The following is a 22,354-nucleotide window of genomic DNA, read 5'->3' as shown; positions in this document are numbered from 1 at the left end:
TGCATCCCTATGGTTGAAATCCCCGAATCCACTGCCGAACTCGCGGCTGTCCTCGAAGAACCCGTTGATTTGAATTTCCAGCTTCCTGATCCAGAGGATGAGGACATCCAGGAGTACGATTTTCAGCAACTCGTTGATAATGCTTGGCGAGTGTGCGATCGCTTCGACTTACAAACCGAGATCTGGCGCGGGCGGATTCTGCGTGTGGTGCGCGATCGCGAAAAAAAAGGGGGGGATGGACGCGGTACAGGCTTTCTCAACTGGCTCAAAAGTCGCGAAATTAGCAAAAGTCAAGCTTATTCCCTGATTGAACTGGCAAATAGTGCCGATACCCTCCTCGCCGAAGGTAAACTCAACCCCGATGCGATCCGCAATTTCAGTAAACGAGCATTTGTCGAAACCGCCAAATCTGCCCCCGAAGTGCAACAATTAGTTACCGATAAGGCGCAACAGGGCGATCGGATTACGCGGCGTGAGGTGAAGCAGCTAGCCGATGAATGGACAGCCATGTCCTCAGAGTTACTCCCCGATGAAGTCAAGGAAAAAGCCTCAGCCGGAACCATGCCCGCCCGTTATCTAGCACCGTTGGTGAAAGAAATGGAGAAGTTGCCAGAATCCCACCTGAAACCGTTACAAGAGGAAGTCGCGGCAAATCCTGATGTGGATACGGTGAAGCAAACGACATCAGATGCCCGTTTCTTGGCGAAATACCTTGACGCCGCCGCCCAAGTGCAAGCCATTCAGCATTCATCTTTGGATATGGAATTGGCACTCCAGGAAGCCCTGCGGTTAGACTGTTTGAATACGGCAGCTGATTTGGTCAAACAGGCTTTAGTGTTGGAGCAAACCGTGGGTAAACTTTATACGAGCTGGAAACGGTTGAGTAGCCTATCTGACCGATTATACGTGGATACTGGGGCAAGTACTCCCCATCTGCGATCGCTGCTCAATTGTTTGGATCGTCTTACCAATGATGTGATTGAAGTTCCCCTGGATGAAACAGGCGAACAGATTGTGCGGCTTAAGCTAATGGTGGATACTTGACACTCCCCCGGTTGAAAACGCGGGGGATTCTTCGCTCATCTAATCACCAAGCGAGTATTGACTTTCATCAATACACGCATAAATACACGCATAAGGCAAGTTGTCCCGAAGCGTTTATCCAGTATTTCTGGAATTTATGACAAGAAATAAAACTTTAAGAGTTCGATTATCCGAAGATGAATTCGACAGACTTAAAGACTATGCACAATCTGACTGCTCGGCTTATGCTTGAGAGTATCGATACGAATAGATGACGGGCTTGGCTTTAGGGGAATCATCTCCTGATGGCAAACTGTGCAAAACCAATAGACACCTTGTCGTCTTACGTGGCGCAAGAGGGGATGACCACAACAAAGACAAGTTTTGACTCCCATGATTAACTATCTCCTGATTTCATAAACATTTGTTAACCAAAAATCCGCGAATCGATGACTAAGACAAGTAATAAGTCAGTAGAAAAATTCCGATACCACGCGGTTCACCAGAGCGATCGCACCTGAAGTGGAACCGACTCCACAGACCACTTAGCGCCAGCAGATAACAGATTTTTGCACAGACGTTCCGGATCGTGGTCTGGTGCGGTTAAGCTGGCTGGTAGAAGGAACGAAAACCCCAACGTCTGACACCTTGGCATCGCCAATTTTAGAGACTAGAGTAGCAGGGGGAGCGATATTAAATCGTGTCATCAGTAACAACCAGTCTGTATGAATAACCAAGTTTTTGAACCCAACAGCAATCAACCCATCCAGTCGAACGTCTGCCTCCCGGAAATTCAAGTAGAAGACGATCGCACCGGAATGACGGTGGAGACGCTAAAACGTGCCTTCGCCGATAACCTGTACTACATCCAGGGCAAGAATGAGTTCTTAGCCACCCCCTACGATTACTACATGGCTTTGGCTTATACGGTACGCGATCGCTTGCTGCATCGGTGGATTAATACCACGACAACCTACATTCAAAAAGAGGTCAAGACCGTTTATTACCTCTCGGCAGAGTTTTTAATGGGTCGTCAGTTAAGCAATAATTTGCTCAACCTGAATATGTACGACCGGGTTTGTCAAGCCTTAGAAGAATCCGGGTTAAAGCTGGATGATCTAATGTCACTCGAACCTGAACCCGGACTGGGAAATGGGGGATTAGGTCGTTTAGCCGCCTGTTTTCTGGATTCCCTTGCTACCTTAGAAATTCCAGCAATGGGCTACGGGATTCGCTATGAATTTGGCATCTTTGATCAACGCATTGAAGAGGGCGCTCAAGTCGAACATCCCGATAAATGGCTGCGTTTCGGCAACCCCTGGGAAATTCGCCATCCAGAGTTAACCGTTGTGGTCGGGTTTGGCGGACGTACCGAAGGGTATGATGATGATAAAGGTCAATACCGGGTGCGTTGGATTCCTGATCGCAAAGTCTTGGGCACCCCCTACGATACACCCGTACCGGGATACCATAACAACACGGTCAATACTCTACGTCTGTGGCGGGCAGGTGCCTCTGAAGAGTTTAACTTCCAAGTGTTTGACAGTGGAGACTATGCAGGCGCGGTTACAGACAAGATATTCTCCGAGAATATTTCAAAAGTCCTGTATCCCAATGATAATACCTCTCAGGGTCAACAACTGCGCCTAGAACAGCAGTATTTCTTCGTTAGCTGTTCTCTACAAGACATTATCAACACCTACCGCCGCACTTACCGGAATTTTGACCAGTTCCATGAAAAAGTCGCTATCCAGCTCAATGACACCCATCCCTCGATTGGGATTGCTGAATTGATGCGGCTGTTGGTGGATAAGTATCAATTGGGATGGAACCGAGCTTGGTACATCACCAAGCACACCTTTGGCTATACCAACCATACCCTTCTATCCGAAGCCCTAGAGCGTTGGCCCGTTCGCTTATTCGAGCGTTTGCTTCCTCGACATCTGGAAATTATCTACGAAATTAACCACCGCTTCCTCGAACAGGTCAAAGTGAAATATCCCGGTGATGGGGATCGGCTACAACGCATGTCCCTGATTGAAGAAGGTGGCGAAAAGTTTATCCGCATGGCACACTTAGCTTGTGTCGGTAGCCATAGCATTAATGGGGTGGCAGCACTACACACAGAGTTGCTCAAGCAGCGAGTTCTGCACGATTTCTATGAAATGTTCCCCGAACGATTCAACAACAAAACCAATGGCATTACCCCGCGCCGCTGGCTATTGCTGAGTAATCCCCAACTTTCCGACTTGATTACGGAAAAAATTGGTGGCAATTGGGTGAGTAACCTGGAAGACCTGAAAAAACTGGAAGCCTTTGTCGATGATCCGGAATTTCGTCAACGCTTTGCCGCGATTAAGCAGCAGCACAAGCAAGAGTTGGTGGACTATATTTTGTTGTTTAATGACGTAGAAGTCAATCCCAATTCGTTGTTTGATGTACAGGTGAAGCGATTACATGAATACAAGCGTCAGTTATTAGATGTCTTGTATATCATTACCCTATACAACCGCATCAAGCGCAATCCGGGAGTTGATATCCTACCCCGAACATTCATTTTTGCAGGCAAGGCGGCTCCGGGCTACTATATGGCGAAGTTGGTGATCCGATTGATCAATGCTGTGGCTAAAGTGGTCAACAACGACCCTGATGTCGGTGGTCGGATTAAGGTGGTGTTTATGGAGGGATTTTCTGTCTCTTTGGGTCAGAAGATTTATCCGGCGGCAAATCTTTCCGAGCAAATTTCCACAGCAGGTAAAGAAGCTTCCGGTACAGGCAATATGAAGTTTGCCCTTAATGGAGCGCTAACCATTGGCACTCTGGATGGGGCGAATATTGAAATTCGGGAAGTTGTGGGGGCTGATAACTTCTTCTTGTTTGGTTTAACCGCACAAGAGGTATTTGACTTGAAAGCCCGGGGATACAACCCGATGGACTACTACCATAGCAATGCTCAATTAAAAGAGGTAATTGATCGCATGGCTGCGGGTGACTTCTATCCTGAGAATCCAAACTTGTTCAAGCCAATTGTGGATTCACTCCTATACAAAGATGAGTACCTGTTGTTTGCCGATTATCAATCTTACATTGATTGCCAAGATCGAGTTAGTCATGCCTATCGCGACCAAGACAATTGGATTCGCATGTCTATTTTGAATACGGCTCGCACAGGCAAGTTTTCCTCAGATCGCACAATCCGGGAGTATTGTCAAGATATCTGGAACGTCGAATCGGTCTCGATTGACATTGAGGAATATGTGCAAGAAGAAGCCGGGTTGAAGGTAACAAAGCCACCACTGCGTGTTTAAGTCAAAGTGCGATTAATTTAGGTGCATTTGTTAACTATTTCGGAGTCAGATCTAATCATACTTGAGGTCTGACTCCTGATTTATTGTAGTAAGCCACCACTATAGTTTTTACTTGAGTGGTACAAGATGTCACTGAGCAGGTGGGAAATCTTGGGCAGGTATATCCTGATAAGGAGACGGGGGTGAAGACTCTGGAGAGTCGTGTAGCAGGGTTGAAACTAGGGTATAGCTCAGACAAGCAGGAACAGCAATTGCCATCAACACGGCGAATAGACCTAACCAGCTTTGGGCAGTCCATGACGAGCCATAATAGCAACGGTAGGGATCAAAAGGTAGCTGTTGGGGATCAATGATATTCCGTAAAGCAATCAATCGTTTAAATCGGACTCGCCGATCATCAAGTTTTTCTAGTAGAATCCAACCTGCCAGGGCTTCTTCTTCACACAGTTGTTGAAACACAGCCGGTTTATGAAATAAGTCGCGGTGCGATCGCACAATTTTGAATTCCCAGCCAACCAGTTGCGGGTCAACTGAAGGTTGTTCCGGATGACTCATACGGTCAATGGTGCCGTTGGCTTGTCGCTGTTTTAATAAAGCTGAGTCTTCTTTTGCATCAAAACCCGTCACAATTTCTTCTTCCTCCTCCTGATAATGATGACTCCTGATCATCTGTCGCCAGCGCAGCCATGTACTGACAACCACTGACTGCCAACCTAGATTACCGACTAATAGGCTGAAAATGGTCACTTCAAGCATTTTTTAGTCATTTGTCATGCGTCATTTGTTATGATCGCTTCTCTCCAAGCAAGCACTGAGTCAAGGTGGGTTTAGCGATATATAGATGGCAAGAAACGATAATGGTGAAACTCGCCCCGATAACCTGCAAAACTTAAACCTCTTTTGCGGTTATTCATAATTCATAATTCATAACTCCTGGCACATAGCCTTCCACAACATAATCTGATCCAAGCTGACGCCAACTGACTCGTTCGAGCGTCAGGGCGTCTGTCATTGTTGCTAGTCCCAAATCCCCAACAGGTGAAGGCGCTGCTTTGCCGCCAACGATTTTCGGGGCAATAAATGCCAGTACCTTTTGGACAGTGCCATCCGCGATTGCCCTTGCTGCCAAGATCCCACCGCATTCCCATAACACCGTTGAAAGCTGTCGATCGTACAGATACGCCATTGCCTTGGCGGGTGTCAGAGGCGTCATTTCAATGACTTCTACTCCCTTGTTCACTAGCTGGTGCTGTAAATCCGGATTGGCTCCAATCTCAGTCAAAACTAACGTGGGAGCATTAGCGGTTTCCCATAAATGGGCATTGATCGGCAAGTCTAAGGTGCGACTCATGACAACTCGCAACGGATTGTGGGTATCGGTATCATGACTGGTGAGATAAGGATTATCCAGACGCACAGTATTACCACCCACGACTACAGCATCACAAGCCGTCCGTAGCTGATGCACATACCGCCGCGCCTCTTGACCTGTCACCCAAGCACTGTGACCACTTGTGGTGGCAATTTTGCCGTCTAGTGTCATGGCATATTTCAACATTCCCCAGGGACGCTTGTGGAGGATGCGATGAACAAAGGCTTCATTGAGCTGACGACAAGCCTCAGTTTCCACACCCACCAAAACGTCGATTCCCGCCTTTCTTAGCCGCTCAATTCCACCACCTGCCACCAGAGGATTGGGATCAACCATACCGACGACAACCTTGGCGACTCCTGCGGCAATTAATGCTTCTGTGCAGGGGGGTGTTCGTCCATAGTGATTACAAGGCTCCAAGTTGACATAAATGGTCGCTCCCTGAGAGGTTTCACCCGCTTGACGTAGGGCAAAGATTTCTGCATGGGGTTGACCAGCCCCTGGATGAAATCCCTCTCCCACGATCTCTCCATCCCGGACAATGACAGCACCCACTAAAGGATTGGGGCTAGTTCGTCCGAGGGCACGGCGAGCAAGTTCGATGCACCGTTGCATCATCGTGCGATCAAATGGCGTCCAATGAGGAGACGCCGATGACGCCGATTGAGCATCAGGTTGGGCGTCAACGGGAGAGTGTTCCATTGGTCTGCTGTTTTTCTGGTTATTCTTGAGTTTAGAGTATACGTCCTCGGCATAACAGATTCAGGAATTTCTTTTCCAGCGATCCAGCAACGTGCTAGAGTGTCGGCTGACCTAAGCACAGTTAGTGGTCAAAAGAAGTGAAGACGTTCCGCCGGAATGTCTTTACAAAGTATGCCCTTGAGTGAAGCGAAGGGTAATAAGTCACTATTCAACAACCCTAACCTAGCTATCGCTGCTCTGTTAGGGATTGCCGGACAAACGGACCCTTTAAACCGTTGAATACCGCACAGAGTCTAAACCTGGTACAAACTCTTGGATACTTCCCTAGTCCAAGTTATCTTTAAGGCTTTTTGTCGAGTCGCTATTCAGTTAGGACATTCTGGTTTAGATGGCGGGAAGGGACATAGTGGTCAGTTATCAGTTACCAGTTATCAGTGGTCAGTAATTGGCTGATAACTGGTAACTGATAACTGGTAACTGATAACTGATAACTTAACTCGTGAGGATTATCTCCATGTTACGAGTACCAGTTTTATCAAAGTCGGGTAAGCCCTTAATGCCAACCAAAGCTAGCCGTGCTAGACGTTGGTTAAAAGAAGGTAAAGCCAAGGTAGTGCATAACGATTTAGAATGCTTTGCCATTCAGTTAACCTTTGAGGCGGGTGAGGATACTCAGCCGATAGCCATAGGTATAGACCCAGGCAAATGCTACTCAGGCATTGGGGTTCAGTCAGAACTTGCTACCCTTTGGATGGCTCACCTGGTTCTACCGTTCAAAACGGTTAAAGAACGGATGGAATCACGGCGAATCATGCGCCGAGCAAGACGGGGAAGACGGATTAACCGGAAGCTACCCTATCGCCGATATTCATCGCCACAATCTCCGACGATTTGATACAAGTCTTGCGACTTGACCAATACTGCTTCAATCTTCTCCTTATCCTTGGCATTGAGGGTCATGTTAAATACTCTGGCGTTATCTTCTATGTGTTCAGATATGCCTAACCTCGCACCAATAATCACACCCGCTACGGTTGGATGATCGAGAATATACCGAACAGCTACGTTCGAGATACTCACCTTATATTGAGTTGCTATGTCCTGGAGTACGGTGAGCAATTCTTGAAATAAATTCCAACCGCCCCACGCATCAATCATGTTTTTATATTTTCTCAAGCTAGCCGTAGACAGTTCTGTCCAACCTGGTTCAGGTTTTCCTAAATATTTTTCTGATAACAAGCCACCGCAGACTGTGCCATAAGTGAAAAGTTTAATGTCATGGTCTTGACAAAACTGCTCCATCTTGACTTGAGGACGGCGGTCAACTAGGGAATACTGAACTTGATTGGAGAGGATTTTGATCCCGGCGTCGATGATAATTTTTAGGTGTTCGGTATCAAAATTGGTTAACGCCAGGTGCTTGATTTTGCCTTCCGCTTGCAGTTGTGCCATCTGCTTGAGGGCGTCCAGATAGTTGCGATCGCGGTAGTCCCACCAGTGGAATTGTATCAAGTCTAGGCTTTCAACTTCCATCCGTTGGCGAGAGCGATCAATATTTTTCTCAACCCATTGTCGAGTCATTGAACCTGGGCGTGGCACCCATTTGGTAAAAGCTTGTATGTTCCCTAACGCCTCCTCACCGCGAGTAGCGACCAACTGACGCCTAAATTCGCCAATAAAATCTTCAGCCGGTCCGTAATGATCTGCCAGATCCCAGGTGGTAAAGCCAGCATCCAGATAACCAAACATGCTGGGGATAGCTTTTTTGGGATCAATGCGTCCATGAGCGCCAGATACTTGCCATAAACCATTTAAGATGCGACAGATGTTCAAATCTGGGGTCAATTGCAATCGGCTTGATTCAGGTAAAGTCATGGGGAGGGGGTAAAAGGGTAAAAGAGTAGAAGGGCAATGCTTCCTGCCGAATAACTAAGGCTATATAAACGCACTATACAGCCGAACCTGATATTACGTGCTACCGTCTCTCAAAAATAGACGTCGCCGATCCAGTTTGACTCAGATGCACAACAGCTTAGTTGAGGGGTCTGACCCCTATTTACGTTGCCGAACTTACCTATTAATCTTGAATAAGAGAAAAAAAAAGAGCCATGAGTGGCTCTCTCGATTATCAGGGTGCATCTACTTAACATAGTATAGCATTTTGGGGGTGAGGGGTGTCACCCCCAATTCAAATGATTTTTCGCCGCCACCGTGGTCAAGATCAAGTGACCTCCTCCTACACTAAATCTTGCGATTATAGTGTAGGCTTCCTTACCTCACAAGAAGATAAAAAAGGAGAGCCCTATAGAATAGGCGACTCTCCCGATCATCAGGGTGCATCTACATAACACAGTATAGCATCTTGGGGGTGGGGGGTGTCACCCCCTATTTTATTTTCTCGATAAAATCATTAAGAAGCCCGTGAACTCCTGTCGGAAATCCCAACTTCTATCAGTTGGATGTTTGGGTTGGGTTCAAAATCCCCAAGCCATACCGACACTGTTCCCGGTTGCCCGTTCTCCGTTTCTTTTTAGTGATATTTGAGCGCCTTTTTCACCAAGTCGGGAATTTGGGAAGGATACTCAGCGACAGGTATATTTGCCTGTTTGAACGCCGCCACCTTATGTTGAGCCGTTGTCGTATTCGCGATCGGTCCGGATAGCTGAGCGGCGATAATGGCACTGGTATCCCCGACTTGTTTATCTTCAGGGGTATATTGTCCCGCAACATAGGCAATCACGGGTTTTTCTATGGCTTGAGCAATAAACTCTGCTGTTTGATCTTCACTATCGCCCCCCGTCTGATCCACTAAGACAATGGCTTCTGTACGTTTATCCTGGGCGATAATTTCCAGCCACTGGCGAAATGAGGAGGCGATAATGGCTTCACTACCGAGATTCACCGCAATGGATTGTCCAAGTTTTGCTTCAGTTAACGCCAAAGCCACTTCATAAGAGAGAGTACTGACCCGGCTAATCACACCAATTGTACCAGGCTGATAAAATTCACACTCCTGAGTCCCCAGTAACAGTTTTCCTGGCACAATAATCCCCGAACTACTCGGTCCAACAATCAGGGTTTCCCTGGCTTTAGCTTTGGCTAACAAGTGAATCATATCCAGAGGTGGAATCCCGCCAGTCACTAGAATAATTGGCGACAATCCAGCGTCTATCGCTTCTAACGCTGCATCCAAGGCGCTGTAGGATTCGGCAAAAATGATCGTGGCGTCGCAATATCCAGCAACGGATAACGCCTCTTCTACGAGGTCAAAGACGGGAATACCATGCAATGTCTGACCCCCTTGACCTGCACTAACCCCAGCCACTAGATTTGTGCCATACGCTTTCATTCGGGCGGCATAATAGGAACCAATAGGTTGGGTGATGCCCTGAACCAGGATTTTCATGTCTGGTGTGAATTTCATAAGCACTGGATACGGCAATGTAGTAGATGCGATTAACAAGGTCAAGGTTTAGCGCAAGCGATTAACTATAGGATACCGATAAGTACTGGTTATTTGTCATTCGTCATACTCGCTTCTCTCCCAGCAACTTAAGTCTTATGACCTTGAAAACGTAGACCTCGAAAGTCTGAGGCTGGTCATGTTGTGGCTTGTATCCCGCTCGAAGAGTCGGGCAGTCTACAAGCCCCTGCCTTTAGGCATGGGGTTCATGACACCTATTTCAACGTGCCAGAGAAATCGCTTGTGCCACTGCCTGATCCAAGTTACCGATCCAGTGTACAGGGAGTGCCGCTAAACGGTCTTGGGTAATGTCTAGTTTGCCGTTGGCTAAGCGAATCACCAAGTGAGGTAACTCTGTCTTAGATACAGATTTCGGTGTGAGATGGCGGCGGCGATAATTGCGTGAGTCACGGGAGCGCGAATTTCCTGTTGTTGGTCTTTCGCCTCGCTCTACTTCACTGACGTTAGGAATATTACCACTTTTTGATAGTAGATAATTGGCGATTACCTCAGCCACGGCTTCACTAGCGGCTGCGTTGCTCAAAATATTTACTAAGACAACTTGGATGTTTTGAGTGTCCGTCAATTGCTGCAAGGCATTTTGTAACTGTTGTATAGGAGAGGCGGCGGACGGTACATCCCAACTGGCATAACCGTCTACAATTAAACAACTGGCTGGTTTCCCCTTGGCTTTGTACACTAAATCCAATGTGGCTGCGGCTAGACAAGGACTGTTACACAGAATACCAATATTCCCTTCACTATCCGTCCATTGTAGATCCGTCGGTTGGTCGGCGGGTTGGGGGGTTTGGGTGAGGCTTGATGACAGGTTTGCCAACTCAGATTGGCGTCCTAAAGCGTGATCGTTGACAGCAATTTTACCATCTAGCGCCATGACTTCACCGCTAGCACTGACGCCGAGGGGATTAATTTCCACTAAATCTAGGTCTTTTTGGATCAGAAGTTGATACATTTTCTGGACAATATCGCTGACTGATTCAATCAGGTGACCTTGAAGTCCCATTTTGAAGGCTAGACGCCGTGCGTAAAAGGGAGAAAAGTCTTCCTCTACTACCACTCGTTGCATCTGTGCCATTACCCCTTCGACATGGATACCACCTTGGCATGAACCCAACAGAACTGGACGTTTTAAGGCGTAGTCGAGGATCACCGCCAGATAAAATTCTTTTTCAGCATCATAGTGGGCTTCCGCTAGCAGCACCTTGGGATACTTACCGAGAATGGATAGATTAAAAATAGCTCGTGCAGTTGCGATCGCGTCAATTGTATTTTCCACCGTCCGGATACCACCGGCTCTACCCCGTCCACCTTTGGGGACTTGGGATTTGAGAACCACGGGATAGGGAATATCTAACTGCTTGAGATCTCTGGGATGATCCATGCATTGAGAGGGTAAGACGGGAATGCCGATCTCACGGAATAAGGCTTTGGCTTGGTACTCTAGTAAATCCATGAATTTAGATGTTCAGCTAAGGTGGTCTTCTTAAAGGGTAAGAACTCTTAGCCTTTTACGTTACAAAAAGCTGACTCAAACAGCCACTCATTCACCCTGATGGTTACTCAATCTGCCGGACGTGATTGAGATTGCCAATTAATATGATAAAGTGTTCCTATAAGTTTTGCTCAACAAATCCCCCTGTAGGGTATCGTCGGGATGGGCAGTCGGGCATCGTCGATGAAAATGCAATTGGTATAATTTTACTCAAATACTGTTTTTTACGATTTTATAATTCATACTGTGTTCCCTATTAGTGATGATAATCCGACGCGCATTACTCCTTATGTAACCTACGCGCTCATTGGTGTTAATATTGCGGTTTTTATCCATCAATTACTCTTAACACCGCCCCAGCTTAATACATTTTTCCACCTGTATGCAGTTGTTCCTAAAGAGTTAAGCGCTAGCTTTGAGGGGATTTCAATCAATCAACCGGTGCCAGAATGGTTTACCTTGATCAGCTCTCAGTTCCTCCATGGGGGTTTCTTGCATATTGGCGGCAATATGTTGTTTTTATGGATATTTGGCAACAATATTGAAGAGCGTCTGGGTCATATCAAGTACTTCATCTTTTACATTGCTTGTGGTATATTAGCCGCCTTGTCTCAGTGGTTTTTCTCCATGGAATCAGGGATTCCGTCTCTAGGGGCGAGTGGTGCGATCGCGGGAGTGATGGGCGCTTATATTCTCAAGTTTCCTACGGCTAAAATCAATACCTTAATCTTTTTAGGGTATTTCGTGACAACCATTCGATTACCTGCTGTTTTATACTTAGGCTTATGGTTTGTGCAACAAGCCTTTAGTGGTGTGGCGAGTGTCAGCGTGCCAACGGATGTGGGGACGGAAACGGGCGGAATTGCTTACTGGGCACATGCTGGCGGTTTTGTCTTTGGAGCCATCCTAGGTCCTTTATTTGGATTGTTGTCTGAAGATTAAATAATTGTTAATTATTAATAAGGAAATAGAATTGTGGTTCCATTACGGGATGAAAATCCAGTCAAAATTATACCATACGTTACCTATGTTTTAATTGCGGCAAATGTATTGATTTTTATCTATGAGCTAACATTAAGTCCTCAAGAATTGGATGGATTTTTTCACCTCTTCGCCGTTGTCCCTAAAGAACTAACCGCGAGTTTTAACGGCATTACTGTGAATCAGCCAATACCAGAACCGCTGACGTTAATCACTGCACAGTTCCTCCATGCGGGGTTTACCCATGTGGGATTCAATATGTTGTTTCTGTGGATTTTTGGCAATAATATTGAAGAAGAACTGGGTCGGTTCAAGTTTTTGATATTTTATCTGATTTGTGGTGTATTAGCCAGTTTAGCCCAGTGGTTTTTCTCCGCCCAATCCGGGATTCCGTCTCTGGGTGCCAGTGGTGCGATCGCGGGCGTGATGGGTGCTTATATTCTTAAGTTTCCCAATGCTAAAGTCGTCACATTAATTCCCCTCGGCTTCTTTTTCACCACCCTGAGATTACCAGCTGTATTTTTCCTGGGATTTTGGTTTTTGCAGCAAGCCTTTAATGGGTTAGCTATGTTAGAAGCCCCAGCGAATGTGGGGATGGAAAATGGTGGTATCGCTTACTGGGCGCACGCTGGTGGGTTTATCTTTGGCGCGATTCTTGGTCCTTTGTTAGGATTATTCTCTGAGGATACAAAGCCGTCGTTTTGGGACTCTCAGAATCTTTCTTGAACCCGAAGGTAACTAAAATTAGATAGAGGGGAGAGAATAGGGAAAACTCAATAACTGTGTTCACTCAATTTAATCGGATCGCCCTTTACTCACCCCCCCCTGTTGTAGAACGTGTTTATTAAGAGTTATGTGCTTTCCTTGACATGCTACCCCTGGTATGAAAATAAGCATATTTTAGTGACTTATACTCGATTAATTGTTAAATCTAGATAAAATTTTGCTGGATAATAAAGATTTAAAAATTATAAAATCAGTAGTTTAAGAGGCAATTCGGCACAGAAACCTCCGATAGTATAGGTGATGCAGTTGCCATCAACAAAGGGATGACATCGATGTCACTTAGTCACTTTTCAATTATAGAAACCACACTACGGGAAGGAGAACAATTTTGTGGGGCTAACTTTTCATCACAGGATAGAATAGAAATTGCCAGGGCGCTTGACCAGTTTGGAGTTGAATATATTGAAGTCACCTCTCCTTGTGCTTCACCTCAATCTCGTCAAGATTGTCAGCATTTAGCTCAATTGGGTTTACATGCCAAAGTGCTGACCCATATTCGCTGTCATTTAGAAGATGCTAAAATAGCTCTAGAGACAGGTATTAACGGGATTCATTTATTCTTTGGTACCTCCAGTTTTCTGCGCCAGTTTGGTCATGGAAAGAGTATAAATCAAATTGTTGATCGGGCAACGGAGGTGATTACCTTTATCCATAATCAAAGTCCTGAAACAGAAATACGCTTTTCTACAGAAGATTCATTTCGCAGTTTGCTTGGCGATTTACTCCAGGTTTATGGTGCTATCGATAAACTCGGCATGGTGAATCGTTTTGGTTTAGCGGATACTGTGGGTGTCGCGACTCCTAATCAAGTATTTAATTTAGTACAGACACTGCGCCAACATACAAGTACCGATATTGAATTCCATGGTCATAATGACACAGGTTGTGCGATCGCGAATAGCTACGCCGCCCTAGAAGCAGGTGCAACTCATATCGATACTACAGTATTGGGAATTGGGGAACGGAATGGGATCACCCCCCTCGCTGGATTCATCGCCCGTCTCTATACCGTTAATCCCGAACAATTGCAGTGGAAATATCGCCTACCCCAACTTGTAGCACTGCATCAACTTGTCGCCGATAAAGTGGGTATGGCAATTCCGGCAAACCATTATATTATCGGTTCAGCCGCATTTAACCATAAGGCGGGGGTTCATGCTAAAGCGATGTTAAATAATCCCCAAACTTATGAAGCCATTGATCCCAGTGATTTTGGACTATCCCGTTCCTTTTTAATTAATCATAAACTAACGGGTCGTCATGCTATTGCTAATCGCGCCAGTCAACTGGGATTAGACTTTGATCTATTCCAGATTCAGGCAATTACTCAGACAATTAAAGCATTAGCTGATCAACAACAACTCACTCTAGAGACTGTCGATGAGATCTTGCGCTCTACTTTCTCACTTCAACCTAGTCATAATTCGGCTTAAGAATTGATTATTCAGGAGTTATAACAGGTTCGATGTTATAGGATTGGTCATCCGAAGGTTTGGCACGCTTGACCAAAAATGCCACTAACCATGGAGCAATCATAATAATACCTAACATCCGAGTTAATTGCATGGCTAATACCAATCCAGTGTCACCCCCTAACTGCATTACAGTAGCAACCATTGCCTCAATTCCTCCGGGTGTGAATCCTAAAATAGCCGTTGACATATCCACATCGGTGATCAAATGAAACCCATAACCAATACCCAAACACATTAAGATTAACCCGATAACTAACCCGATTTCAATTAAGACGGCTTTGAAGAGTTTACGGGCGGTTTGCCAGTCAAACTGTACGCCAATGGATAATCCAATCAGCAATAGTGCGCCAGCGAATACGGGTTGAGGCATTTGCATTTTATCCGGCAATCCCCAAAACGCCGCTAGCCCCACCAGAAAGGGACCGAAAAATCCAGGAGAAGGTAGACGAAATCGCTTTCCTGCCCAGAATCCCACGATACCACACCCCACTAGAATTAAAAGGTTCCACGCCATGGGTAAAGTTGTCACGTTACTGGTGGTGGCGACAGTAGCGGTGACTGATGTATCTGGGGTGGCGGGCACCAATAGAGTAGCAGCGCTAGGAATGATTAAAACAACGAGTAAGAGTCGGATATATTGGAGCAGGGCAACAGCGAGTGCATCCGCTCCCATCTCTTCGCTCATGACAACGATACTGGACGATGCACCTGGTATAAATCCTAGTAAACTTGTAGTGCGATCAATCCCAGCCCAACGACTTAAAAGATACCCATTAAATAGACTCAAACTCCCCGTGAGAAAAACACAGAGTAACAAGGGTACGGCGTAGGTTGTTGCTACACTAATGGTTTCTGGAGAAAAGCGAGTGGCTGTAACTAAACCCACAACCACTTGTCCGATGAGTTTAAAGCTTGAAGGTAATGGTTGACGGCATCCTTGGCTAATCGCATAGGCAATTCCCACCAGCATCGAACCGAGTAGCCAACTGACGGGAACATTCAACCAGCTAAAGAGTAAGCCAACACCAATCGCTGTGATGATCTGCTGTGTAATTCTTTTGGTCTGAGGCAAATTGTCAACGAGTTTCTCTCTCCAATGGGAAAGACGGTTTTGATGGGGTATCGATGGGGATTCCGGTAATGAGGAGAGTTGCAAAACCACAAAGATTAATGGAGTATAAAAAACTTAACATTTCTATTCTATCATCTCTATTAATCAGGGTGCAGGGTATGGAGGGTAGGGTATTTACGGTAGAGTGTAGTGGCGTGACACACCTAATTTGATAGATTAGATTCGGCTTGTAGTAAGGGATGCGAGCCCTTGATTTCGTTGGGTTTCCTTGCGTTTTCCCAACCTACAACCTATTCCACAATTTTAGGTGTGCCACGGCAGTAGGTTGGACACTTGCGATCGCGAAACCCAGCAGGTTAACCTTACAATTGGGTCACTCTACCCTTCGGGAACGCCAAAGGCGAGTATGAGAAGGTTCTGCCCACTGGAGTAACACAGCTAAAATTGTGGACTCGACTTTACCATTAAATCGGGCGCAAAGCTTTGCGCCCCTACCAAGGTGACAAAGGACAATTAAGACCTTGTCGCACCTGTCGGAATTGGCTCCTCTTGTTCTTCCAATTCCTCATCTTCAAAGGCATCTTCGTCTTCGTCTTCATACTCCAGTTCAATATCCTCCTCAACCTCGGTAGCGCTGACTGGAATCGATGTATCTGCACTGTTGATAATTGCGCCCAATAGGGGTGATGGCTCAGCTTCGGTTAATTCTTGAGCTGCCATATTCAAGATTGATTTCTCGCTATAACCAGGTCGGGTGACGAGTACCATCCCATCGGCTAGGGGTTCGAGTAACAGGGTATCATTGGACAGGGAGAGTGCCGGACTATCAATAACTACAAAGTCGAAGCGACCGCGAGCATCGGTGATTAGCCTTTGAAATTCCCGTGATTCTAGGATCGCGGCGGCTTGTTTTTGGGGTCCTGGACTGGGTACGATATAGAGATTCTCAATATTTGGGACTAACTGAATGCAAGCACTCTTAGACCCGTAGTAAGGTAAGGGTTGGGTCTTCGCTTCCGGTTCAGGGGTGACTTGGTGGAAATGAGCTTGGGAGGATGAGCGCAAATCGGCTTCAACTAAAAGGGTACGCTTACCCGCATGAGCTGACGCGATCGCTAAATTATAGGCTGTGGTGGTTTTTCCTTCTCCGTTAACCGTGCTGGCGATTAATACCACTTTCAGGGATTTATTCTCCCCACTACAGAGCTTACTCCGGAACCGTTCGTACACCTCTAAATAAGGTGAACTTGACTTGAGTAAAATACCCGTTTGTCCCAAATCGGGGTCGATGCTCATCACCACAGGCAATTCTGCCAAGACAGGGACATCATGTTGTGCCAGCAGTTGCTGGATTTCTTTCGCCGCATAGAGTTTGCTATCCAAGATAGCCAGGATCAGAATCACACCGCTAGCCGCAATTAAGCCGACAAAAGTTCCCCCAGCGAGGATAACAATCGGATTGGTTGATTCTTTCCCGCCTTTCTGCTGAACGCCAGGACCCTGATCAAGGGTTAGATAGCTCACGGTTTCTGCGTCGGCGGCTTTGGCATCAATGAGTGATGCCTGTAATCTATTGTAGAAGTCTTGTTTGAGCTGAAATTGCTGCGTCAAACGCACCTGCTCAAGTTGTTTGGTGGGAATCTGTTGATAGTCTTTGAGCAGTTCCTGTCCAATTCTATCTGTGGTTTCCAGTTGGTCTTGCAGCGTATCGCGTTGAGTCGATAATGATACCAATGTATCGGCTAATTGTTTCCGAGCTGGGTCAAGGCTGCTATCCGCTCGGATTTGCGGGGAGGTTAAAGCTTCACCCAAGCCGTTTCCTTGAACGATCTCAGCCGCTCGCTGTCCCAGCATTGCTTCATAAGTCCGTTGCTGTCGCTGTAACTCTTGGACATTGGGATGTTGGTCTCTATACCCTTGACTTGTGAGCAGTTTTATCTGGGTTTCAATTTGTTGCAGTTGTCCTCGTAAGCCAGCGATGGTGGGGTCAGCGCTGAGCGCTGAGTTGGTATAAGCTTGGTCAGCCGTCAAACCTAACCGACTTTGCAAACTAGCCATCTGACTCTCAATTCCTTCTAGAGTCTGTTGCAGTTGGCGTTGCTGTTGTTTGTTGGCACTAATTTGTGCCAGCAAGCTGTTATCTTCAGCTAAGGCTAAGGCGGCGCCCTCAATCCGGTTAAAGGTTTCTAGTTCTTCTTGTGCTTGTTTTAATTCGTTTTCCGCCTCGGCTGAGCGTTTTTCAATGGACTCAATAATCGCTTGCAGTCGCCCGCTATTAATTAAACGACTTTGCTCGATCATTTTCTGCATCAGCACTTCTACAGTTTTACCAGCTTGCTCCGGATCGTCATCTTTGTAGAATACCAATACATGTGACGGAACAGGGGATTCCTTGCCGACTCCCTCTAACTCCACCTTGCTATTCTCTTGAATTTCTTTGGGAGTAGCACCCACAGCTATTGCTGTAGCTTTAATCACGTTTTCCGCTAAAAGATTTGGCTCCGTAAGCTGTTGCACTCCCTGCTGCTGAATTTCCCCTCCGGTTTCCGAAAAGACTTTCGGAGGAGTCGTTACTGACAAAGCTGCCCAACCCTCATAAGACACAGCACTGGGGGGAGAGGGCATAATTGCCACAATGCATGATCCGCCAGTAATTAGAGCAAAAATACCTATGCCAATAAATTTATAGCGATCAAGGGCGATTAAATAGCGTTTAATTAAGGGGATAGTCATAGTAATTTCACACTAACGAGTCGTGCAGGCGGAGTCTAGGAGAGGGTGAATGAATGGGGCTATACTAAATTGAGGCAACTTATATCAAAGGGTCTGTGCTTGTATTGTAGCTCAGCACCTCTGTAGGGTAAGCAACCCCGGTCTAAAGACACGGAGCAAAAGCCAAATAAGTTGAAGCTGTGCTTACCAGCCTAAGTCTTCACTGACTACGTTATCGGCAAGTGTTCAAGGCCTACCAGTAGATGCTCCCGCTAGTCTACTGCTCTAGAACCGAAAAGTTAAACAGTTTTAAGGTCACTGAAACAGTGCTTTTTGGATAGTTACCGACCGATAACATTGGCGAAGCTAACTTTACCCCGGAAACGGGAGACTGAGGCAACCATACCTCATTGGAGGGGCAACCATACCCCTCCGCCCCAAAAAGGGGTAGGCGGTTGAAACCGCTACCGAGTGTTCCTCCCCGGTCTGAAGACACGGGGTTTCCCACAACGGAGGAGTCCTAATGATAGGGGAAAGGATGCGATCGCACAGCACGTCATACCCAGTTGCGCCTCATAGAGGTTGACGAAGGACGCTCCCCCAGCTCCCAGACGTTGCATGCAACGTCTCTACAACCCCTTTATTCAGCAAGCCCTAATTATTATTATCCCCTGAGCCAAAAACATCCCCTACATTCTCAAAAAAGTTACGAAATCCGAGAAAATCGCTAAAGGGTCGAGTCACTAAACGTAAAGCATAGGTAACCTTGGCGATAAGGCTACGACCGACAACAATAACATCTTCATTCTGCAAGGGGACATTTTGCGCCAAATCACCCATGAGAACAGCTCTCCCATTAATGCGCTGTGTTACTACCTTCCCCTGTTCTGGATCAAAACGCATTAAGGCAATTTCACTTAAGTTCGCATCCTCCAAACTCGGCGCCAATGAGGTCAACGCATCAATAAAATTACTCCCATTGGGCAAATTCAGGTTGCCAATTCGACCATTGGGATAACTCAAGACTCGCAACGTAATTTGTGGTGTCGCTAGAGTCGAGCGAGAGGCGAGAGAGCGGTCATAATCGCTAATTGTACCAGTTTCTAATTCCAATACGACGACAGAATCCCCATCCCGCAGACGCACATCCGGTAAGGATGTAGCATTTTGCAGAGGCGTAAATAAGTCAATCTGTTGTTCAATAATCGAATTATTCACAGGAGAACGCCGACGCAGGATGATAGTACGCAAGTCAGCTAGATTCGTTGTCCCGCCAGCCGCTTGCAGAGCCGAAGTAAGCTGGGAACCGGGCGCTAGGGAGTAATAACCGGGTCGAGTTACTTCACCCGCAATCGTCACCGTGGCGGGACGCAATCCGGCTAGAACCACGGTAACATTTGGGTCAACTACAAATTCACTGAATGCGGCGGCTAGTTTATTTTGGACTTGGTCGGGAGTAAGTCCGAGAACGTTAATTTTACCGACTAAGGGAACTAATATATTCCCTTGTAAATCAATCGTGCCGGAAAAATTTAGGTCAGGAAAGCGTTCTACCGTAACCGCGATGGAATCACCAATACCGAGAACATATTCATTAAATTGAGTAGTAGGTACTCTTTGAGGCGATTCTTCTGGGTAACCCAGGGGTGGCGGTGGGGCAAAGGGATTAGGAACATTAATATTTACTCCCTCTGTCGGACTATTGATTTCTGGTGGAGGTGGCAATGTGGGAATTTGAGCCTGTTCTCTTTGAGTCGTTGGCACTGAGGTTTCTGTTATTCTCAAAGACGTTGCCCAAGCGATTGAATTAATTTGTCCTAACCAGCCAATTGCTATTAATGTGCCGATAGTATAATTAACTTTAGTCAAAATTATTCTCTCCAGTGACTCATAGTCTCGTTCCCAGGCTCTGCCTGGGAATGCTCCTCCTGAGGCTCTGCCTCCTTTGAGGAACAGCTTCTTTTTTTCGCCTATCTTTATTGGGCTATTGACCGAATAATACAAGTTGGGTTAAACCTTGGTCAGGGCGGGTTTAGTTACATCTAGGTGCTTTCCTAAATGATAATAGTAAAACCCGCCCCTACCCAAAACCCGGTTCCCTCGAATGTCGTGAAAGGTCAAGACTTATCTTCTCCCGCCAAGGCTTCTGTTATCAATGCCTTTTGCACAGTTTGACTGAGAGATTCAGCTATCGGTTTGACCTCTGCCAAATCCCCTAACGGTTCCATCGGAATCTGGATAGAAACCGCTACCCATGGTACTCGCTGACGCTTTAACTGGGCAATTTGGTCAACCCAAAACCATTGACGGGTAGCTGGATGACCCCCTGTCGCCCAAGCGTACCACTGAACAACGGCGAAGGTTTGCTTTTGAGTCCAAGCGCGAAAGAGACGGGCATTAACTTGCGCCTGCTGGGATTTCGTTTCAACGGTAAAGTTTAAGCGTTGATGGGAATCTGTCTTCCATTGAAAGACACCATTAATATCCACCCATTCAACCTGAGGTTGATCAATCGGACCATTGGGAGGACGTAATAGTAGTAATACAGGTTTATCTAAGTCTCCCTTAATTTCCTGATAAGACCATTTATGCCCCCCTAAGGTTACAGTTTTTTGCTCTAGGGTTTCCCAGCCCGGAATTTCTAGCCCCTCAATTTGCAGCACTTTGATGCTACTGAAATTGGCAAATCTCGGTGGCTCAATCCACGACCAGTTGCCTGTCAAATAACTCGGTACTGCACCGATCGCGACAATGACTAACAATAACAGTAACACGATCGCGCGGTTGAATCCCAGGCGTTTAATCACCTGGCGCAGTCTTGAGGATTTCATCAGATTTGCCTTCATGGGCGCAAGAGTTTTGAGGAAAGTAGGGGCGGGTTTCACTATTATCGTTTCTTGTCCCACCTAAATGCAACTAAACCCGCCCTGACCGATGTGTAGGGGCGGGTTTCACTATTATCGTTTCTTGTCCCACCTAAATGCAACTAAACCCGCCCTGACCGAGTTTTGAATTTTGAGTGCAAGAGTTTTTAACATTTCAAATTCAATCTCCCTCAGATACGGAATGATGGGTTTGGGGTTCGGTATCAACATAACCTTCAATAAGTTTAAGTAAAACCACTAACATTCCTAACATTCCCGCCGAATACAGATCCCCACCCCAACTTTCATGCAGCCAATGGAATGCTCCATCCATGCCGGTGCCATGGAAGAATGTGAGTAGAGTATTGCGGATAATATTACCAATCACGCTAACCAACACCGCACCAATGAGTAACAATGTGGTCTTCTGTCGCGATGCCCACGCCCCACTCCAGTACAGCAGCATTAAACTTACATATAAACTGGTAAACAGCATCTTTAAGCCGGCACAGTGGGGGGCGACTTCGACAATTCGTCCGCCGACAAATAAGTTAATGCCAACGACATTAACATCAATGCCAAATTGAATCAAAATAAAGCCCGCAACTCCAGCAATAAAGCTCTGTAGGGGTAAGGCGTAGGGTTCGATTAGGTAAGGAAATGCAGTTGGTGTTGCTAGAATTACCAAGAGTAGGGGAAAACTTTGTAAGCGTAAACCAGGAATGCCTTTAAACCATAAACAAAGTCCCGCTAAAACCGTGGGAAAGGAAATATTAACCAGTTCCGATTGACCCGACAGATAAAAGACACCACCGACGGCGAGTAATCCTAACCCGACATAATTCGATTTATCCGGTATCGTTTGCCACTCATGGCGGTGAGTCCAGGCGATGTAGGCAGCAAAAGGCAGTCCGATTAAACCGTGGCTAAAGTATTCATGCTCAATACTAATACTTTTATTCAGCCAGCCATCGTACCAGTGGATTAATAGGGGCGCATAGAGGATAATCAATAACGCCGCGATCGCACCATCCCACAGGTGACGGTCAATAGCAATGGGAATCTTTCGTCCAAGTTCCATGA

18 protein-coding genes and 1 pseudogene are annotated in these 22,354 nt (G+C 46.4%); 7 read left to right on the top strand and 12 right to left on the bottom strand.

The features are described 5' to 3' along the window. Nucleotides 1-9: 9 nt before the first annotated feature. Nucleotides 10-1,044, top strand: coding sequence for a hypothetical protein (locus ACLGGO_RS07840; protein WP_446335280.1), 1,035 nt, complete (start codon nt 10-12; stop codon nt 1,042-1,044). A 478-nt stretch (nt 1,045-1,522) separates the two neighbouring features. Here ACLGGO_RS07840 and ACLGGO_RS07835 read toward each other — a convergent pair whose 3' ends face one another. Continuing rightward, nucleotides 1,523-1,678 (bottom strand): hypothetical protein, encoded by a 156-nt coding sequence (locus ACLGGO_RS07835; RefSeq protein WP_446335279.1) that lies wholly within the window; start codon nt 1,676-1,678, stop codon nt 1,523-1,525. A gap of 70 nt (nt 1,679-1,748) precedes the next feature. Here ACLGGO_RS07835 and ACLGGO_RS07830 point away from each other — a divergent pair, with 70 nt between their 5' ends. After that, nucleotides 1,749-4,331, top strand: a complete 2,583-nt coding sequence (locus tag ACLGGO_RS07830; RefSeq protein WP_446418880.1) for a glycogen/starch/alpha-glucan phosphorylase — start codon at nt 1,749-1,751, stop codon at nt 4,329-4,331. A gap of 129 nt (nt 4,332-4,460) precedes the next feature. On the opposite strand, the gene ACLGGO_RS07825 is transcribed toward ACLGGO_RS07830, so the two are convergent. Further along, entirely contained in the window at nt 4,461-5,087 is a 627-nt protein-coding gene (locus tag ACLGGO_RS07825) for a hypothetical protein (RefSeq protein ID WP_446418879.1), read from the bottom strand. A 154-nt stretch (nt 5,088-5,241) separates the two neighbouring features. Next, the gene (gene ribD, locus ACLGGO_RS07820) at nt 5,242-6,405 is read right to left on the bottom strand and encodes a bifunctional diaminohydroxyphosphoribosylaminopyrimidine deaminase/5-amino-6-(5-phosphoribosylamino)uracil reductase RibD (RefSeq protein WP_446335276.1); all 1,164 of its coding nucleotides are present in this window, start codon (nt 6,403-6,405) and stop codon (nt 5,242-5,244) included. Nucleotides 6,406-6,717: 312 nt separating this feature from the next. On the opposite strand from ribD, the gene ACLGGO_RS07815 reads away from it, so the two are divergent. Together ACLGGO_RS07815 and ACLGGO_RS07810 are read left to right on the top strand one after the other, a co-directional pair. Continuing rightward, nucleotides 6,718-6,858, top strand: a complete 141-nt coding sequence (locus ACLGGO_RS07815) for a hypothetical protein (RefSeq protein ID WP_446418878.1) — start codon at nt 6,718-6,720, stop codon at nt 6,856-6,858. 61 nt (nt 6,859-6,919) lie between these two features. Further along, nucleotides 6,920-7,264, top strand: a pseudogene (locus ACLGGO_RS07810) (RRXRR domain-containing protein); the annotation flags it as partial. Here the strand turns inward: ACLGGO_RS07810 and ACLGGO_RS07805 are convergent. The 3 genes from ACLGGO_RS07805 to ACLGGO_RS07795 form a co-directional block, all read right to left on the bottom strand. After that, nucleotides 7,261-8,280: an aldo/keto reductase gene (locus ACLGGO_RS07805; protein ID WP_446418877.1), complete on the bottom strand. Its 1,020-nt coding sequence runs from the start codon at nt 8,278-8,280 to the stop codon at nt 7,261-7,263. The pseudogene ACLGGO_RS07810 and the gene ACLGGO_RS07805 overlap by 4 nt on opposite strands. A 655-nt stretch (nt 8,281-8,935) precedes the next feature. Then, on the bottom strand, nt 8,936-9,829 hold the full coding sequence (locus ACLGGO_RS07800) for a succinate--CoA ligase subunit alpha (protein WP_446418876.1): 894 nt from the start codon (nt 9,827-9,829) through the stop codon (nt 8,936-8,938). A gap of 259 nt (nt 9,830-10,088) precedes the next feature. Then, nucleotides 10,089-11,342: an ATP-grasp domain-containing protein gene (locus tag ACLGGO_RS07795; protein ID WP_446418875.1), complete on the bottom strand. Its 1,254-nt coding sequence runs from the start codon at nt 11,340-11,342 to the stop codon at nt 10,089-10,091. Between the two features lie 285 nt (nt 11,343-11,627). Here ACLGGO_RS07795 and ACLGGO_RS07790 point away from each other — a divergent pair, with 285 nt between their 5' ends. The 3 genes from ACLGGO_RS07790 (at nt 11,628) to lysS (ending at nt 14,581) form a co-directional block, all read left to right on the top strand. Next, nucleotides 11,628-12,323, top strand: coding sequence for a rhomboid family intramembrane serine protease (locus tag ACLGGO_RS07790; RefSeq protein ID WP_446418874.1), 696 nt, complete (start codon nt 11,628-11,630; stop codon nt 12,321-12,323). Nucleotides 12,324-12,356: 33 nt separating this feature from the next. Then, a complete protein-coding gene (locus tag ACLGGO_RS07785; protein WP_446360646.1) occupies nt 12,357-13,088 on the top strand; it encodes a rhomboid family intramembrane serine protease in 732 nt (243 codons plus the stop codon). Between the two features lie 332 nt (nt 13,089-13,420). Beyond that, the gene (lysS, locus tag ACLGGO_RS07780) at nt 13,421-14,581 is read left to right on the top strand and encodes a homocitrate synthase (RefSeq protein WP_446418873.1); all 1,161 of its coding nucleotides are present in this window, start codon (nt 13,421-13,423) and stop codon (nt 14,579-14,581) included. 7 nt (nt 14,582-14,588) lie between these two features. On the opposite strand, the gene ACLGGO_RS07775 is transcribed toward lysS, so the two are convergent. The 6 genes from ACLGGO_RS07775 to crtB all read right to left on the bottom strand — a co-directional run bounded on the left by ACLGGO_RS07775 (nt 14,589) and on the right by crtB (nt 22,352). Continuing rightward, nucleotides 14,589-15,785, bottom strand: a complete 1,197-nt coding sequence (locus tag ACLGGO_RS07775) for an AbrB family transcriptional regulator (protein WP_446418872.1) — start codon at nt 15,783-15,785, stop codon at nt 14,589-14,591. A 423-nt stretch (nt 15,786-16,208) separates the two neighbouring features. Further along, nucleotides 16,209-18,428, bottom strand: coding sequence for a GumC family protein (locus ACLGGO_RS07770; protein ID WP_446418871.1), 2,220 nt, complete (start codon nt 18,426-18,428; stop codon nt 16,209-16,211). A gap of 443 nt (nt 18,429-18,871) precedes the next feature. Continuing rightward, complete coding sequence (locus tag ACLGGO_RS07765; protein ID WP_446418870.1) at nt 18,872-19,027, bottom strand: hypothetical protein; 156 nt, start codon at nt 19,025-19,027, stop codon at nt 18,872-18,874. 34 nt (nt 19,028-19,061) lie between these two features. After that, on the bottom strand, nt 19,062-20,276 hold the full coding sequence (locus ACLGGO_RS07760; protein ID WP_446418869.1) for a polysaccharide biosynthesis/export family protein: 1,215 nt from the start codon (nt 20,274-20,276) through the stop codon (nt 19,062-19,064). A gap of 248 nt (nt 20,277-20,524) precedes the next feature. Beyond that, complete coding sequence (locus tag ACLGGO_RS07755; RefSeq protein ID WP_446418868.1) at nt 20,525-21,238, bottom strand: cyanoexosortase B system-associated protein; 714 nt, start codon at nt 21,236-21,238, stop codon at nt 20,525-20,527. Nucleotides 21,239-21,452: 214 nt separating this feature from the next. Continuing rightward, nucleotides 21,453-22,352 carry a cyanoexosortase B gene (gene crtB, locus ACLGGO_RS07750; RefSeq protein ID WP_446418867.1) on the bottom strand — a complete coding sequence of 300 codons (900 nt, stop codon included), beginning with the start codon at nt 22,350-22,352 and terminating at the stop codon, nt 21,453-21,455. Between the last annotated feature and the right edge of the window lie 2 nt (nt 22,353-22,354).

Source organism: Coleofasciculus sp., from assembly GCF_046565525.1.
Taxonomy (GTDB): domain Bacteria; phylum Cyanobacteriota; class Cyanobacteriia; order Cyanobacteriales; family Coleofasciculaceae; genus Coleofasciculus.
The sequence above is the reverse complement of the archived record's forward strand: the minus strand, read 5'-3'. Positions and strand labels throughout refer to the sequence as shown.